Origin of the sequence: Sulfitobacter faviae, assembly GCF_029870955.1 — a bacterium.
Taxonomy (GTDB): Bacteria; Pseudomonadota; Alphaproteobacteria; order Rhodobacterales; family Rhodobacteraceae; genus Sulfitobacter; species Sulfitobacter faviae.
Genome location: NZ_PGFQ01000001.1, coordinates 2,021,799 through 2,037,396, shown reverse-complemented (window position 1 = coordinate 2,037,396; position 15,598 = coordinate 2,021,799). Strand labels below are relative to the sequence as shown.

The following is a 15,598-nucleotide window of genomic DNA, read 5'->3' as shown; positions in this document are numbered from 1 at the left end:
GGGCCAGATATATGCACAACCAGCCGCCTTCGCCAGATGCTACGCCCGATGCGCCTGTTGCTGATGCGGTGGCCGACAATTGGGTCGACCGTCACGCCCCGGCGGGGCTGCGCCCCTACCTGCGGCTGAGCCGCGCGGATCGGCCCATTGGCACATGGCTGCTGCTGCTGCCCTGCTGGTGGGGGCTGAGCCTTGCGATCCTCTTCGACCAGTCGCCGCGGTGGGCGGATCTGTGGATCTTCGCTGGCTGCGGCATCGGCGCGTTCCTGATGCGCGGCGCGGGTTGCACGTGGAACGACATCACCGACCGGCATATCGACGGCAAGGTCGCCCGCACCCGGCTGCGGCCCATCCCCTCGGGCGCGGTATCGGTGAAACAGGCGCTGGCATGGATGGTGGGGCAGATGCTGCTGGCGCTGCTGATCCTGCTGTCCTTCAACCAAGCGGCCATCGCCATGGGCGTGCTGGCGCTTTTGCCGGTGGCGGTCTACCCCTTTGCCAAACGCTTCACTTGGTGGCCGCAGGTCTTTCTGGGCCTCGCCTTTAACTGGGGCGCCATGCTGGCTTGGACGGCCCATGCGGGCACGCTGCATGCGCCTGCCGTGGTGCTCTACCTCGCGGGCATCGCTTGGACGCTGTTCTATGACACGATCTATGCCCATCAAGATGCCGAGGATGACGCGCTGATCGGTGTGAAATCCACCGCCCGGCTCTTCGGTGAGAATTCCGGCAAATGGCTGCGGCGCTTCCTGATGGCCACGGTGGGGCTGATGGGGATTGCCGTGATCTATGCCGGGCTGCCCCAAGCCTCGGTGCTGGCGCTGGCGCTGGCCCTTGGCGGGCCTTGGGCGATGGGATGGCATATGGCGTGGCAGCTGCGCGGGTTGGATACCAAGGACAACGCCAAGCTTTTGCAGCTCTTCCGGGCCAACCGCGATACCGGCATGATCCCGCTGTTGTTTTTCGCGGCAAGCTTGCTGGCCTGATTGCACCCCCGGCAGGACGCGCGTATCAAGTCGCAAGCTTAACAATCAGAAGTCCGCCCATGCGCCTCTCCGCCATTTTCACGATCGCCCTGACCTTTGCAGCCGCAGCGGTGGTCTCTCTGGTCGCGGCGAGCTTTTCGGTGCAACTGATCGAAGACACCTCGGAAATCGGCGTCCGTGACGCGCTGGACGCGCAGGGCATGACATGGGCCGAAGTGCAGGCCGATGGCTTGCAGGTCACCCTCGCCGGGATCGCGCCGACCGAGGCCGTGCGCTTTCGCGCCCTGTCGACCGCAGGCACCGTGGTCGACGCCGCCCGCGTCATCGACGAGATGGAAGTCGAGGCCCAGTCCGGCATCGCCCCGCCGCGTTTCTCTGCCGAGGTGCTGCGCAATGACGCGGGCATCTCGATCATTGGCCTGATACCCACCAGCACCGACCGCGAGGCGGTGATTGACGCCTTTGGCGACATGGCGGGCGACGCCTCGGTCACCGATCTTCTGGAATCTGCGGATTATCCTGCGCCCGAAGGCTGGGAAGACGCGCTGAGCTTTGCCGTGCAGGCGATGGCCGACCTGCCCCGGGCCAAAGCCTCGGTTGATGCGGGGCGCGTGACCATCACCGCCATCGCCGACAGCGCCGCCGCCAAGGCGCAGATGGAACGCAAGCTGCAACGCGCCGCCCCGCCCAGCTTGCGGCTGCGGCTGGACATCGCGGCCCCGCGCCCAGTGATCACCCCCTTTACCTTGCGGTTTGAGATCGACGCTGAGGGCGCGCGTTTCGATGCCTGCTCTGCCGATACCGAAGCCGCCGCCGACCGTATCTTGAAAGCGGGCATCACCGCCGGCGCGCCTGAGAGCGCCGATTGCACCATCGGTTTGGGCGTGCCCAGCCCGAACTGGGGCCGCGCCGTGGCGCTGACCATCGACGCGCTGCGCCGTTTGGGCCAAGGCAGCATCACTTTCGCCGATGCGGACATCACCCTGCTGGCCGCACCGGGCACCGAGTCCACCACATTCGACCGCGTGGTGGGCGAATTGGAAAACGCGCTTCCCGATGTCTTTGCCCTAACCGCGAAACTGCCCGAGGTCGAAGACCCAGATGCAGGCCCGCCCGAGTTCACCGCGACCCTCTCGCCCGAGGGGCAGGTGCAACTGCGCGGGCGGCTCTCAAACGAGGGGCTGCGCGATCTGGCCGACAGCTACGCGAAATCGCATTTCGGCTCGGACAACGTCTATACCGCCGCGCGGCTGGACGAGGCCCTGCCGGGGGATTGGGCCACCCGCGTCCTGACCGGGCTGGAGGCCATGGCCTCTCTCGCCAACGGCTCTGTCAAAGTCACCCCTGACCGGCTTGAGGTGATGGGCAACACCGGCAACAAGGACGCCAACACCACCGTCGCCTCGCTCTTGGCCGATAAGCTGGGCGAAGGGGCGGATTACAGCATCGACATCACCTATCAAGAAAAGCTCGACCCGATCGCGGGCCTGCCGACACCCCAAGAATGCGAAGCCGAAATTCGCGAAATCCTGAAGATCGGCAAGATCACCTTTGAGCCGGGCAGCGCCACGATTGACGCCTCCGCGCTTGGGACGATGGACGATATCGCCGAGGTGCTGAAAAACTGCGGCGACATCCGGCTGGAGATTCAGGGCTACACCGACAGTCAGGGCCGCGAATCGATGAACCTGTCGCTGTCGCAAAGCCGCGCGGAATCGGTGCTGAACGAATTGCGCGCCCGCCGGGTGCTGACCTCCTCCTTCGTGGCCAAAGGCTATGGCGAGGAAAACCCCATCGCAGACAACAAGACCGAAGAGGGCCGCGAAGCCAACCGCCGCATCGAATTCCGCCTGATCCAGCCCGAGGCCGAGACCCCGAGGACGAAACAGCGCTGGAATCTGCTGAAGAAACGGGCGATACCACGGCAGAAGAGATCGGGGAATCCGACGAAACCGAAGAAGGCAGCGGTGATGAGCAGAACTGAGTTTGTCCTGGCAACAGCCATCATTCTTTTCGTGGCCTTCTGCATGGGATGGTTCGCCAATTGGCTGCTGAATCGCTTTACCCGCGTGGCCGCCGATGATGTGGCCCAGCTGGACCGGATGAGCCAAGAGCTGCACGAAGCCGAGGAAACCCGCGATCAGGCGATCACCTATCTGCAACAGCGCGAGGCCGAGTTGACCAACCAACTGGCCCAGACCGAGGCCGAGCTGCGCGCCGCGATGGACGGGCTGCGCGACGCCCGCCATGAGGCCGAGGAAATGCGCGCCTATATCGAACGTCAGAAAGCCTAACCCCAGACCTTCGGAGCCCTGCCATGGCCAATCTCGCCCATTCCATGATCCGCGTCTTTGATGAGGCGGCATCGGTGAAATTCTACGAAGACGTGTTCGGGCTGAAAATCGCGGACCGTCTGGATTTCGACAGTTTCACTCTGATCTACCTGCGCGACGCCACGGGCGCCTTCGAGCTGGAATTGACCGTCAACAAGGACCGCGAGACCCCTTACGATCTGGGCGACGGCTATGGCCATCTGGCCTTTGTGGTCGACGACCTTGACGCAGCGCGCGAGACCGCGATCAAGGCCGGTGCCACCCCGCGCGAGATCGTTGATTTCCGCCCCGCCGGAGAGACCGTGGCGAAGTTCTTTTTCGTGGCAGACCCCGATGGCTATCAGATCGAAGTCATCGAAAAAGGTGGCCGCTTCGCCTGACGCCGAAGCTCACCAGCGTTCCAGCGCGGCCTCGTCTTCGTCCTTTGCGGCGACCCATGCGTCACCCTCTGCCGTGATCTCGCGCTTCCAAAAGGGCGCGCGGGATTTGAGGTAATCCATCAAGAACTCCGCTGCTTCAAAGGCATGCCGGCGGTGTCGCGCGGCTGTGGCGACCATCATGATCTGCTCCCCCGGCACCAAACGCCCGTAGCGATGGATCACCAGCGCCTCCTGCAGATCGAACCGCGCCATTGCTTGCTGCGCAATCTCGCGCAAGGCCTTTTCGGTCATCCCCGGGTAATGCTCAATTTCCATCGCGCTCAGCGTGCCCGCGTCATTGTCGCGCACCACGCCTGTAAAGGTCACGATCGCGCCGCTGCTCCCCTCGCCCTTGGCAAAGCGCGCGGCCTCCTCACCCAAATCAAAGGGCGCTTCCTGCACCAAAACGCGCATCGCTCAGCCCCCGGTCATTGGGGGGAAGAAGGCCACCTCGCGCGCGCCTTGCAGCGGGGCGTCGAAATCGGTCAGTTCCTGATCCACGGCAACCCGCAGCGTGGAAAGGTCGGAAAAGGCCACTTCGTAGCGCTCCTCTCGGCCCCGCAATTCTTCGACCAATTCGGCCACCGTGGCGGCTTGGCTCTCGACCCGCTCACGGGGCAGGCCGATGCGTTCGCGGACCCATGCGAAATACAAAACATCCATTAGCGTGGCTCCTTCAGATGCGGCAGCGCCTTGCGCAGATAGTCAAAGCCGGTGATGGCGGTCAGCACGGCGGCGACCCACAAGAGCGCCAACCCCAGCAGCCCGGCCCATTCCATCCCGGCGAGTTTCCAGCCCAGCCCCAGATGATCTTCGACCTCGCCATCAAGGATCGCTTCGATCATCTGCTGGTCCATCCCGAAAACGCTCATCCCCAGGTAATGCTCGAACACGCCTTGCGAGAAGAGCACGGCGATAGCGATCATTTGCAATGTCGTCTTCCATTTGGCCAGTTGAGTCACCTTCAACGTGCCGGCGACATCGCCCAGATACTCCCGCAGGCCCGAGACAAAGACCTCGCGAAACAGGATCAACGTGGCGGGCAACACCAACCACGGCGACCAGCTTGAGAAGGCGACGATTACCATGAGCGCGATCACGACCATCGCCTTGTCGGCAATCGGGTCAAGCATGGCGCCGAGTTTGGTTTCCTGCGCCCAAGCGCGGGCAAGGTAGCCATCGAACCAATCCGTCACTGCCGCCCCGACAAAGAGCAGCAGGGCGAACCAATCGGCATAGGGGCGCGTAAAATAGAGAAACATGACCGCCACACCGGGGGCCGCGACCAGCCTGAGCAGGGTCAGGATATTGGGCAAATTCCATTTCATGACGTTATCCTATCTTGCGCCGTTCGTGGCTGAAAGGACGAAACCGCCCCGCCTGCGGGCCGTCGCCACCACGGGGCCGCCCGCCCTAGCCTTTTTCATGGAAATAGCCGTAGATCGTCTCGGCCAGTGCATCCGACACGCCCTCGACCGCCTTGAGATCGCTGAGGTTCGCGCGGCTTACCGCCTTGGCCGAACCGAAATGCGCCAGCAGCGCACGCTTGCGCGCAGCGCCGACGCCCGGCACATCGTCGAGCGGTGTGGCGCTGACCCCTTTGGCCCGTTTGGCACGGTGGGTGCCGATAGCGAAACGGTGCGCCTCATCCCGCAAGCGTTGCACGAAATAAAGCACTGGATCGTTGTGGCGCAGGGCCATGGGGCGCTTGCCGACGCGGTGGAACTCTTCCTTCCCCGCGTCGCGGTCGATGCCCTTGGCCACGCCCACCATGGGGATATCCTCGACCCCATGCTGCGCCATGATAGAGGCCACGGCGCTCACCTGCCCCGCGCCGCCGTCGATCAGCAGCAGATCAGGCCAAAGGCCGCGGCTGCGGTCCGGGTCCTCTTTGATGAGCCGTTTGAACCGGCGGTGCAGCACCTCTTTCATCATGCCGAAGTCATCGCCGGGCGTCAGGTCATCACCGCGAATGTTGAACTTACGGTACTGGTTTTTCATCATGCCTTCCGGCCCCGCCACGATCATCGCGCCGACGGCATTGGTGCCTTGGATATGCGAGTTGTCGTAAACCTCGATCCGCTCGGGCGGCTTGGGCAGGTCAAAGGCATCCGCCAGCCCTTGCAAGAGTTTGGTCTGGGTCGCCGTCTCGGCCATCTTGCGGGCAAGGCTTTCGCGCGCATTGCGCAGGGCCCCGTCGACCAATTCGGCCTTCTCACCCCGTTTCGGCACCAGCAGTTCGACCTTACGGCCCAACTTGCCGCTCAGCGCCTCGGCCATCAGATCGGGGTTCTCGATCTCATTGCTGAGGATCAACTGCCGGGGCGGCTCGCGGGTGTCGTAGAACTGGCCGATGAAGGCCTCCAGCACCTCGGCGGCGTCGATCTCGCTCCCGATCCGAGGGTAGTAGTCATGGTTGCCCCAGTTCTGGTTGGCGCGGATGAAGAAGACCTGCACGCAGGCCTGCCCGCTTTCCATATGCAGAGCGATAATGTCGGCCTCGTTCACCCCCTGCGGGTTGATGCCTTGAGCGGTCTGAACCTGCGTCAGCGCCTTGATCCGGTCGCGCAGGGCGGCGGCGCGTTCGAACTCCATCGCCTCTGACGCCTCTTCCATGTCCCGCGCCAAACGGCCCTGAATATCCGTCGATTTGCCACTTAGAAACCGCTCGGCATCGCGCACGGTCTCGCGATAATCCTCGGCCGAGATTTTGCCGACGCAGGGCGCGGAGCAGCGTTTGATCTGATGCTGCAAACAGGGCCGCGTGCGGCTGTCGAACATCGCATTGGAACAGTCCCGCAACAGGAAGACCCGTTGCAGTTGGTTCAGCGTCCGGTTCACCGCGCCCGCGCTGGCAAAGGGCCCATAATAGCTGCCCTTCTCCTTTTTCGCGCCGCGGTGTTTCTTGATCTGCGGGTAGTCGTGATCGGCGGTGACAAGGATATTGGGAAAGCTCTTGTCATCGCGCAGCAGCACGTTGAACTTGGGCTTGAGCTGCTTGATCAGGTTCTGTTCGAGCAGCAGCGCCTCGGTCTCGGTCTTGGTCGTCAGAAACATCATCGAGGCGGTATTGGCGATCATTCGCGAGATACGCGCCGAATGCCCCGTGGGCCGCGCGTAGGATGACACCCGCGCCCGCAGGTTCCGCGCCTTGCCGACATAGAGCACGCGGCTTTCCGAATCGAGCATCCGATAGACGCCCGGCGAGGAATCGAGCGACTTCAGATAGGCTTGAATCACCTTGCGGCCTTGCGGCGGAGGGCTGTCGTTGGGCGTGGTCATCTCAGGCGCTGATTCTCGTGCTTCGCTGCAATAGGACGGCAATGGGGGCAAGCTTTAACATGTCCACCAAACATGTGGATAACTCTGCCGATAACTTCTGGGCATCTTGGATTTCTCTTTGTTTTTAACATGGTTCGCTGATTTGCCTATTTTTTAGGCGCACCCATAATATCCTGATTTTGTTCATTCTTTTGTTTACCATGAAACAAGCCTCTGAAAACAAAAGGGTTTCGGTAACACTTTGGTTACATAGGTTAAGGACGTGCAAAACTTCCCGCATGCGCGTCAGTTTCGGGGGCATTTAGGGCTTGTTTCCCATTGCAAATGCTCTCCGCCATCGGTGCAGATAAGCTGCCCCGTGACCCCCGGCGAATCGATGAAATACCCCAGTGCCGCCGTGATATCCGCAGGATTCGCGCCGCGTCCCAGAACCGTGCCGCGGCGCTGCGCGGCAAAGTCATCGGGGTCTTGATGCGGGCCTTGCAGGGTCGGGCCGGGCCCGATGCCATTCACGCGGATCGCGGGGGCCAGCGCCTGCGCACTGGTGCGCGTCATCGCCCAAAGGCCCATCTTGGCGATCGTATAGGTGGTGAATTCCGGCGTCAGGTTGCGCACCCGCTGGTCCAGCATATTGACGATCAAACCGCTGGCACGCGGCTCTCCCTCGGCGTCGGTATCGGGGTCAGCCCCTGCCCCGCCATCGCCTGCGTCAAAACGAAAGGCGCGCGCAGGTTGCTGCCCATATGGCGGTCCCAGCTTTCGCGCGTGGCGCTGGCGATATCGTCCCGCTCGAAAATCGAGGCGTTGTTCACAAGGCAGGTGATCGGCCCGCCGAGCGCTTTGGCCGCGCGAGGCAAAAGCGCCTCTGCTGCGGTGTCGTCGAGAAGGTCGGCTTGCAGAGCCACGGCGCGGCGGCCCATGGCGGTGATCTCGGCGGCGGTCGCCTCGGCTCCGCTTTGCGAAGTGGCATAATGCACCGCCACGTCAAAGCCCCGCTGCCCAAGATAGAGCGCCATGGCACGGCCCAGACGTTGCCCGGCTCCGGTCACCAATGCCCGCCGCATCTGCCGCCCTCCTCAGATCAGGATGATAAACAAATAAAGCCCGTAAAGCGCGCTGAGCACCACGCCCCATAGCCGGGTGATATCGCGCCCCAGATAGACGAAGGGGATCAGCAAGAGCGACGCGCCCAACATCACCCAAAGGTCGATCCGCAAGAAGGCTTCGTCGACCGAGATCGGACCGACAAGGCTCGCAATGCCGATGATCGCCAGCAGGTTGAACATGTTGGAGCCGATCACATTGCCAAGCGCCACATCCGCCTGACGGCGCAGCGCCGCCATCACCGTGGTCGCAAGCTCAGGCAGCGACGTGCCCACGGCCACCAGCGTCAGGCCGATCACCGTATCACTGACCCCATAGGTCTGGGCGATGATCGTCGCGTTATCCACCAAAAGGCTCGCCCCCAAGGGCAGGCCGATCAGCCCGAGGATCAGGAACATCGCGATCTGCCAGCCCGCCATATCGGGGTCCGCGCCTTCGGGCTCTTCCTCATCCTCTGCCGCGCCGCTGCGGCAGGCGTGGCGGTGATCCTTGGCATCGCGAAAAGCGTCGTAAAGCATATAGGCCAGACCGGCGAGCAGGATCAGCCCTGCGATCCAGTCAAAGATGCCGCGGAAGGCCAGCGCGATAAACAACAGCGAGGCCGCGATCATCTGGTTATAGGTCTTGCGGGTGCTGCATTCCGAGGTGTGCATCGTCGCCAATAGTGCCGGAATGCCCAGCACCATCAGGATATTGGCCGTATTCGACCCCACCACATTGCCAAGCGCCAGCCCCGGCACCCCGTCCAAGATCGCCTTGACCGAGATCAACAACTCCGGCGCCGAAGTGCCAAAGGCCACGATGGTCAGGCTGACGATCAACGCAGGCACGCCAAGGCGCAGCGACAGGTTCACCGCCCCTTTCACCAGCGCATCCCCGCAAACAGCAGGATCACGAGGCCAAGCCCCGAAAGTAGCCACGGCATCAGCATCAACGCCCTCCCTTACAGGCACAATCGCCTTTGCCAATGCGGTAACGTCCGCAGTCACGGCATTTAGACCGGGTCAGGCGTTTGCCCCCCAGCCAATGCATTTTTCCAAACCAAGCCATCAGGCCCATGGCCACCAGAAACAGCAGGACGATCTTGAAAACCATGGGCTAGAGTCCAAACCGCGCGAAGGCCGCGCGTTCCTCTATGCCCTGAACCGCGTCCTGCATCATCTGCACGCCAAAACGCGACAACAGCCCGCGTTTCACGCCATAGCGGCGCAGCCTGACCTTGTCGCCAAAGCGGTCTTTCAGCAGCGGTTTCAGATGACCGATCCCGTCAATCAACCCCAGTTGGGCGGCGCGTTTCGCCAGCCAGATTTCCCCGGTAAACAGGTCTTGCCCCTCAGGCAGCTTGCCTGCGCGGCGGGTCTTCACATGGTCGATGAAGTTCTCATGGATGTCTTCGAGCAGCACCTTCAGCCGCGCGACATCTTCGGGGTTTTCGGGGCGGAACGGGTCGAGCATCGATTTGCTCTGCCCTGCCGTATAAACGCGCCGCTCGACCCCATGCTCGCGGATGAACTCATGCACCCCGAAGGAGGCCGAGATCACCCCGATGGAGCCGACGACCGAGCTTGGGTCCGCGTAGATCTCATCTGCCGCTGCCGCCAGCCAATAGCCGCCCGAGGCGGCCACATCTTCGACGAAGGCGATGACGGGAATGTTCTTTTCTTCGGATAGCCGCCGGATGCGCGCGCCGATCAACGACGATTGCACCGGGCTGCCACCGGGGAGTTGATCTCCAAGGCGACAGCGGCAGGCTTGCCCTTGGCAAAAGCCTTTTCGATAACCGGACCCATGGTGGCATCGTTCAACACCGCGCGGCCCTGCGCGCCGATCATGCCGGAAAGCCGGATTACGGAAACGCTGGGCGGGGATTTCAGGAAGGGCAGCCGAATTCTCATGCCCTCCATGTAGAACGCCCACCCCGCGCAAACAAGGCGGACGCCCAAGTTTCGTAGGCTCAGGCCCGCAGACGCCAGCCGGTGCGGAAAATCCACCAGATCACGCCGAGGCAAAGCGCGGTAAACAGCGCGATGGCGGCAAGGCTGGTGATGATCGGCACATCCGCCGCGCCGAAAAACGCCCAGCGAAAGCCCGAGATCAGATAGACCACCGGATTGAAATGCGAGATCACTTGCCAGACCGGCGGCAACATCGAGATCGAGTAGAAAGACCCGCCAAGGAAGACCAGCGGCGTGACGATCAACAGAGGCACCAGTTGCAACTGCTCGAAATTGCCCGCCCAGATGCCGATGATAAAGCCCATCAGCGCGAAGCTGATGCAGGTCAGGATCAGGAAGGCCACCATGGCGATGGGGTGCTGGATCGTGATGTCGACAAAGAAGAAGGCCGTGATCAGGATAATCGTGCCGATAAAGAGCGCCTTGGTCGCCGCCGCGCCGACATAGCCGATGACGATCTCGAAGAAATTGATCGGGGCCGAGAGCAGCTCGTAAACCGTGCCGATGAACTTCGGGAAATAGATCCCGAAAGAGGCGTTGGAGATCGACTGCGTGATGACGCTGAGCATGATCAGCCCCGGCACGATGAAGGCGCCGTAGCTCACGCCCTCGACCTCATCAATGCGGCTGCCGATGGCGGCGCCAAAGACCACGAAGTAAAGCGAGGTCGACAGCACCGGCGAGATGATGCTTTGCGTGATGGTGCGAAAGAAACGCGCCATTTCAAAAGCGTAGATGGCTTTGATCGCGGTCCAGTTCATGCCGCATCCTCCTTGAGCAGATCGACAAAAATATCTTCCAAGCTGCTTTGCCGTGTCGCCACGTCTTGCAGCACCAGACCGCTTTCCGCGACTTTGGAGAGCAGTTTGGTGATCCCGGTCCGCTCGGCATTGGTGTCATAGGTGTAGATCAGCGATTGCCCATCGGCGGACAATTCCACGTCCGGCGATTGCAGCGCCAGCGGCACTTCGGTGATCGGCTCGGTCAGCTGGACTTCGAGTTGCTTCTTGCCCATGCGCGCCATCAGCGCGTGTTTCTCTTCGACCAGCAGCAATTCGCCCTTGGCGATGACGCCGATCCGGTCGGCGATGGCCTCGGCCTCTTCGATATAATGGGTGGTCAGGATGATCGTCACGCCCGAGGCTTTCAGCCCCGCCACGATCTCCCACATGTCCTTGCGCAGTTCTACGTCGACGCCCGCGGTCGGCTCATCCAGAAACAGCACCTTGGGGTCATGCGCCAGCGCCTTGGCGATCAGCACGCGGCGTTTCATCCCGCCCGAAAGCTCGCGGATCTGGCTGTCTTTCTTGTCCCAGAGCGAGAGTTGGCGCAGGATTTTCTCCAACACCGCCTCATCCGCCGGACGGCCAAACAGCCCGCGCGAGAAGCGCACGGTGTTGATGACCTTCTCAAAGGGTTCGAGATTAATCTCCTGCGGGACCAGCCCGATCATGGAACGGGCCGCGCGGAAATCATCCCGAATGTCATGGCCGCCGACGGTCACCCTGCCGCTGGTCGCAGTGGTGATGCCGCAGATGGTCGAAATGAGCGTCGTCTTCCCCGCCCCGTTCGAGCCCAGAAGCGCGAGAATCTCGCCCTTTTCGATCTGTAGATTGACCCCTTTGAGCGCCTCGAAACCGCCCGCGTAGGATTTACGCAGGTTTTGAATATCCACGATTGTCGGCATGGTCGTCTCCGCTTTGGTAAGGCGCGCAACCTAACCGGCTTTGCACCGGCTGAACAGATGCCTTCAGGTCTTGGCGCGGCCGAACCAGCCCTTTTTGGCAGGCGCGTCTTCTTCGGTGGCCGGCGCCTCTGCGCCCTGCTCTGCCGGACCTTCGAGCGAGGATTGCAGGTTGTCGAAGAACTGATCCGCCATTTTCTTGGCGAAACCGTCGATGATCCGGCTGCCAAGCTGCGCCAGCTTGCCGCCGACCTTGGCCTCGACATCATAACTCAGCTCGGTCCCGCCGTCCTTTTCGGCCAGCCGCACCTCGGCCCCGCCTTTGGCAAAACCGGCGGCACCGCCCTTGCCCTCGCCGGTGATGGTCAGCGCTTCGTTCGGCACCAGATCGGAGAGCGTCACATGGCCCTTGAACGTCGCCTTCACCGGGCCGACCTTTTGCACCACCGTCGCGTCATAGCCCTCTTCGACCGAGCCTGAGACGTCTTGCGCGCCGGGCACGCAGGTTTGCAGCATCTCCGGGTCCAGCAATGCCGCGTAAACCTCGGCGGGGGTGGCGGCGATCTGGCGGGTGTCGGACATCTGCATGGCTGGCTCTCCCTTTGGCGTATCGCAGCAGTCTAGCGGGTAATTCTGCGCAAACCAATGTCAAAGCGCTGGACCTTACGGGCCGGGCTGATAGGTCTTTGCCATGACAAGTAACTCCCATAACCGCGCCGGACTGGCGATCGGGCTGATCCTTCTCGGCGTCGCCGCGATTTCGGTCAATGACATGCTGATCAAACGTCTGTCGGGCGGCTATCCGCTGCATCAGATCGTCTTTACCCGCTCGGCCATCGGGATTCTGCTGGGGCTGGTGCTGGTCAAACTCGAAGGCGGGTTTCACCTGCTTAAAACGCGGCAGCCGGGGCTGCATCTGCTGCGCGGGCTGCTCATCGTGATCTCGAACATGTCCTTCTTTCTGGCGCTATCGGTTCTGCCGTTGGCCGAGGCGACGGCGCTGTTCTTTGCCGCACCCCTGTTCATCACGGTGCTGTCGATCCCACTGTTGGGCGAAAAGGTCGGCCCGCTGCGGCTTGGCGCGGTGATCGTGGGGTTCATCGGCATGGTGATCATGATGCGCCCTTGGGCCAGCACCGCAACGCTCGAAGTCTCTCGCTGGGTGTTGCTTCTGCCGATGCTGGCGGCGCTGACCTATGCGTTGAACCAATTGATGACCCGCAAGCTGGGCGTGAACTCCAAAGCCTCGGCGCTTATGGTCTATATCCAAGCCGCCTTTGTCGCCGTGTCACTGGGGTTTTTCCTGATCGCGGGCGATGGGCGGTTCGTGGATGAGGGCAGCAGTGCCTCGCTCCAGTTCCTGCTGCGCGCGTGGATTTGGCCTGCCCGTGAGGATTACCTCACCTTCCTCGGGATCGGGTTGAACATCGCGCTGATCGGCTATTGCCTCAGCCAAGCCTACCGGCTGGGGGATGCCGCCACCGTCGCCCCGTTCGAATATATCGGCCTGCCGCTGGCGGTGTTCTGGGGTTTCGTGATCTTCGGCGACCTCCCGGTCTGGGAGGTCTGGGTCGGGATCGCGCTGATCCTCGCCTCGGGTCTGTTCGTCTACCTACGCGAGCGCCAGAAGGCGCTGCGCGTGACCCGTTTGCAGGGCGGGCGGCGGGCTTAAGCCGCCACCTTGACCACCACTTTGCCCGTTGCCTTGCGGTCGCGCAGCAGGGCCAGCGCCTCATTCGCCTGTTCCAGCGGCATGACGTTGCTGACATGGGGTTTCAGCTTGCCCGCGACATACCATTTGATCAGCTCGGCGAAACTGTCGGTTAGGACCGAAGGTTTGATCTTGGCATAGCCGCCCCAGTAAAAGCCCAAGACGGTGAGGTTCTTGACCAGCAGGATATTGGCCGGAATCTGAGGCACCTCACCGCTGGCAAAGCCCAAGGGGATCAGCCGCGCTTCGGGGTTGCAGGCGCGCATGGCGGCTTTGAACTGATCACCGCCCACCGGGTCATAGACCACATCCGCCCCGCCCAATTCCTTGACGATGGCGCGGATGTCGTCGGTCTCGGAATTGATCAGGTGATCGGCGCCCGCCTCTTTGCAAACGGCAAGCTTATCTTCGCCGCGCGCCACGGCGATCACCTCGGCCCCCATCAGCTTGCCCAGTTCCACCGCCGTCAGCCCGATGCCGCCCGAGGCGCCCAAGACCAGCAGCCGCTCACCCGGCTGCAACCGCGCCTTGTAGTCCAGCGCAACATGGCTGGTGCCATAGGCGATCAGAAAGGCCGCCGCATCCACTGCCGTCATCTCTTCGGGAATCGGCACGCAGACGGCGGCGGGAATGGCGGCATATTCGGCCAGACCGTCAAAGCCGGTATAGGCCGCCACGCGCTGGCCGACCTTCAGGTGATCCACCCCCGCGCCCAGAGCGGTGATCGTGCCCGCCATCTCCATCCCCAGCGTGAAGGGCAGCGGCGGTTTTTCCTGATAGGTGCCCTTGATGATCAGCAGGTCGCCAAAGTTCAGCCCGCAGGTCTCGACCTGAACCAGCACCTCGCCCTGCCCCGGGATGGGCATCTCAAGCTCTTGCAGGGTAAGAGGTTCGTCATAGGCGGTGACTTGCATGGCGCGCATCGGGCTGTCCTTTCGTGCTGCTTTGGCCCGAAGAGGCCAGAAGCCAGCGCGCTTGGCAAGGCCCGTGGCCCGCGCCGCTGCGTCAGCCGGGCATGATCACCAGCCGGATGCCATAGGCCACCACCGCCAGCAGGGCGACGCTGGCCAGCCAAAGCGCTACGAACCAGCCCGCGCGTTTCAGCCAATGGCGCATCAGTGATAGCCCTCCTCGGGGTCGATCTTGCCGCGGAACACCCAATAGGCATAGGCGGTGTAGCTCAGGATCAGCGGCAGCAGCACCAAGGTGCCGACCAGCGCGAACATCAGGCTCTCATCCGGGGCGGCAGCCTCTGCAATGGTCAGGCTGGGCGGCACCATATGCGGGTAGAAACTGATCCCGATGCCGATGAAGCCCAGCACGAAGAGCGCCAGCGCGCAAAAGAAGGGTTGTTTGTCGCCGCGGCGTTGCAACCCGCGCAGCATGCCGAAAGCCGCCAGCGCCACCAAGAGCGGCACGATGCCGCTGAAGAGCGCGGTGGGCCATGCGAACCAGCGTTCGAAATAGACCGCATCGGTGAAGGGCGTCCAAAGGCTGACCAGCCCCATGAAGACCAGTGTCGCCACCGCCAGCGGCCATGCAAGGCGACGCATATGCGCTTGGATGCGGCCCTCAAGCTTCATGTTGAGCCATGTGGCGCCCAAGAGCGCATAGCCCGTGGTCACCGCCACACCGGTCAGGATCGAGAAGGGCGTGAGCCAGTCCCACCAGCCGCCCGCATAAGCGCGGCCTTCGATCTCAATCCCCTGCACCAGCGCGCCCAAGGCGATGCCCTGACAGAAGGAGGCCACCAGCGAGCCGCCAAAGAATGCCATGTCCCAAAGCGGTTTCCAGCGTTTCGTGCGCCAGCGGTACTCAAACGCCACGCCGCGAAAGATCAGCCCCAGCAGCATCAAGATGATCGGCATGTAAAGCGCAGGCATCACCACCGCATAGGCCAGCGGGAAGACGGCGAAAAGCCCGCCGCCGCCCAGCACCAGCCATGTCTCATTGCCGTCCCAGATGGGGGCGACGGAGTTCATCATCACATTGCGCTCGCCCTCATCCTTGGTCATCGGAAAGAGCAGCCCAACGCCCAGATCGAAGCCATCGAGGATGACGTAGATCAAGACCGCTGCGGCGATGATCCCGGCCCAGATGAACGAAAGTTCAAGTCCCAACATC

Annotated in this window: 14 protein-coding genes and 4 pseudogenes; 5 read left to right on the top strand and 13 right to left on the bottom strand. The window is 62.5% G+C overall.

Annotated elements, in window-relative coordinates; genetic code table 11:
- Positions 1–11: 11 nt before the first annotated feature.
- The 4 genes and pseudogenes from ubiA (at position 12) to CUR85_RS10515 (ending at position 3,699) form a co-directional block, all read left to right on the top strand.
- Positions 12–986, top strand: coding sequence for a 4-hydroxybenzoate octaprenyltransferase (gene ubiA / locus CUR85_RS10530; RefSeq protein ID WP_067265566.1), 975 nt, complete (start codon positions 12–14; stop codon positions 984–986).
- A gap of 59 nt (positions 987–1,045) precedes the next feature.
- A pseudogene (locus tag CUR85_RS10525) lies at positions 1,046–2,970 on the top strand (OmpA family protein).
- On the top strand, positions 2,957–3,280 hold the full coding sequence (locus CUR85_RS10520) for a hypothetical protein (protein ID WP_007118939.1): 324 nt from the start codon (positions 2,957–2,959) through the stop codon (positions 3,278–3,280). Before CUR85_RS10525 ends, CUR85_RS10520 begins: the two are co-directional and overlap by 14 nt.
- A 23-nt stretch (positions 3,281–3,303) precedes the next feature.
- On the top strand, positions 3,304–3,699 hold the full coding sequence (locus tag CUR85_RS10515; protein ID WP_067265561.1) for a VOC family protein: 396 nt from the start codon (positions 3,304–3,306) through the stop codon (positions 3,697–3,699).
- 9 nt (positions 3,700–3,708) lie between these two features.
- Here CUR85_RS10515 and CUR85_RS10510 read toward each other — a convergent pair whose 3' ends face one another.
- The 10 genes and pseudogenes from CUR85_RS10510 to CUR85_RS10465 all read right to left on the bottom strand — a co-directional run bounded on the left by CUR85_RS10510 (position 3,709) and on the right by CUR85_RS10465 (position 12,351).
- The gene (locus CUR85_RS10510) at positions 3,709–4,152 is read right to left on the bottom strand and encodes a molybdenum cofactor biosynthesis protein MoaE (RefSeq protein ID WP_067265558.1); all 444 of its coding nucleotides are present in this window, start codon (positions 4,150–4,152) and stop codon (positions 3,709–3,711) included.
- Positions 4,153–4,155: 3 nt separating this feature from the next.
- On the bottom strand, positions 4,156–4,401 hold the full coding sequence (moaD, locus tag CUR85_RS10505) for a molybdopterin converting factor subunit 1 (RefSeq protein ID WP_067265555.1): 246 nt from the start codon (positions 4,399–4,401) through the stop codon (positions 4,156–4,158).
- The gene (gene pgsA, locus CUR85_RS10500) at positions 4,401–5,066 is read right to left on the bottom strand and encodes a CDP-diacylglycerol--glycerol-3-phosphate 3-phosphatidyltransferase (protein WP_067265553.1); all 666 of its coding nucleotides are present in this window, start codon (positions 5,064–5,066) and stop codon (positions 4,401–4,403) included. Before pgsA ends, moaD begins: the two co-directional genes overlap by 1 nt.
- 85 nt (positions 5,067–5,151) lie before the next feature.
- Entirely contained in the window at positions 5,152–7,020 is a 1,869-nt protein-coding gene (gene uvrC, locus CUR85_RS10495; RefSeq protein WP_067265551.1) for an excinuclease ABC subunit UvrC, read from the bottom strand.
- A gap of 285 nt (positions 7,021–7,305) precedes the next feature.
- Positions 7,306–8,084, bottom strand: a pseudogene (locus CUR85_RS10490) (SDR family oxidoreductase).
- A gap of 12 nt (positions 8,085–8,096) precedes the next feature.
- Positions 8,097–9,055: pseudogene (locus CUR85_RS10485) on the bottom strand (calcium/sodium antiporter).
- A 167-nt stretch (positions 9,056–9,222) separates the two neighbouring features.
- Positions 9,223–10,019: pseudogene (locus tag CUR85_RS10480) on the bottom strand (S49 family peptidase).
- A 59-nt stretch (positions 10,020–10,078) separates the two neighbouring features.
- A complete protein-coding gene (locus tag CUR85_RS10475; RefSeq protein ID WP_067265544.1) occupies positions 10,079–10,840 on the bottom strand; it encodes an ABC transporter permease in 762 nt (253 codons plus the stop codon).
- Positions 10,837–11,766, bottom strand: a complete 930-nt coding sequence (locus CUR85_RS10470) for an ABC transporter ATP-binding protein (protein ID WP_067265541.1) — start codon at positions 11,764–11,766, stop codon at positions 10,837–10,839. Before CUR85_RS10470 ends, CUR85_RS10475 begins: the two co-directional genes overlap by 4 nt.
- 63 nt (positions 11,767–11,829) lie before the next feature.
- The gene (locus tag CUR85_RS10465; RefSeq protein ID WP_067265539.1) at positions 11,830–12,351 is read right to left on the bottom strand and encodes an SRPBCC family protein; all 522 of its coding nucleotides are present in this window, start codon (positions 12,349–12,351) and stop codon (positions 11,830–11,832) included.
- Positions 12,352–12,454: 103 nt separating this feature from the next.
- Between CUR85_RS10465 and CUR85_RS10460 the strand changes: the two genes are divergently transcribed.
- On the top strand, positions 12,455–13,435 hold the full coding sequence (locus tag CUR85_RS10460) for a DMT family transporter (RefSeq protein WP_067265537.1): 981 nt from the start codon (positions 12,455–12,457) through the stop codon (positions 13,433–13,435).
- Here the strand turns inward: CUR85_RS10460 and CUR85_RS10455 are convergent.
- From CUR85_RS10455 to cydB, 3 genes are all read right to left on the bottom strand, one after another.
- Complete coding sequence (locus CUR85_RS10455; RefSeq protein WP_067265534.1) at positions 13,432–14,397, bottom strand: NADPH:quinone oxidoreductase family protein; 966 nt, start codon at positions 14,395–14,397, stop codon at positions 13,432–13,434. The two genes, CUR85_RS10460 and CUR85_RS10455, sit on opposite strands and share 4 nt — an antisense overlap.
- Before the next feature lie 82 nt (positions 14,398–14,479).
- Entirely contained in the window at positions 14,480–14,590 is a 111-nt protein-coding gene (locus CUR85_RS10450; RefSeq protein WP_136720396.1) for a DUF2474 family protein, read from the bottom strand.
- Positions 14,590–15,597, bottom strand: a complete 1,008-nt coding sequence (gene cydB / locus CUR85_RS10445; RefSeq protein ID WP_067265532.1) for a cytochrome d ubiquinol oxidase subunit II — start codon at positions 15,595–15,597, stop codon at positions 14,590–14,592. The genes CUR85_RS10450 and cydB overlap by 1 nt, the downstream gene beginning before the upstream one ends.
- Position 15,598: the final 1 nt, after the last annotated feature.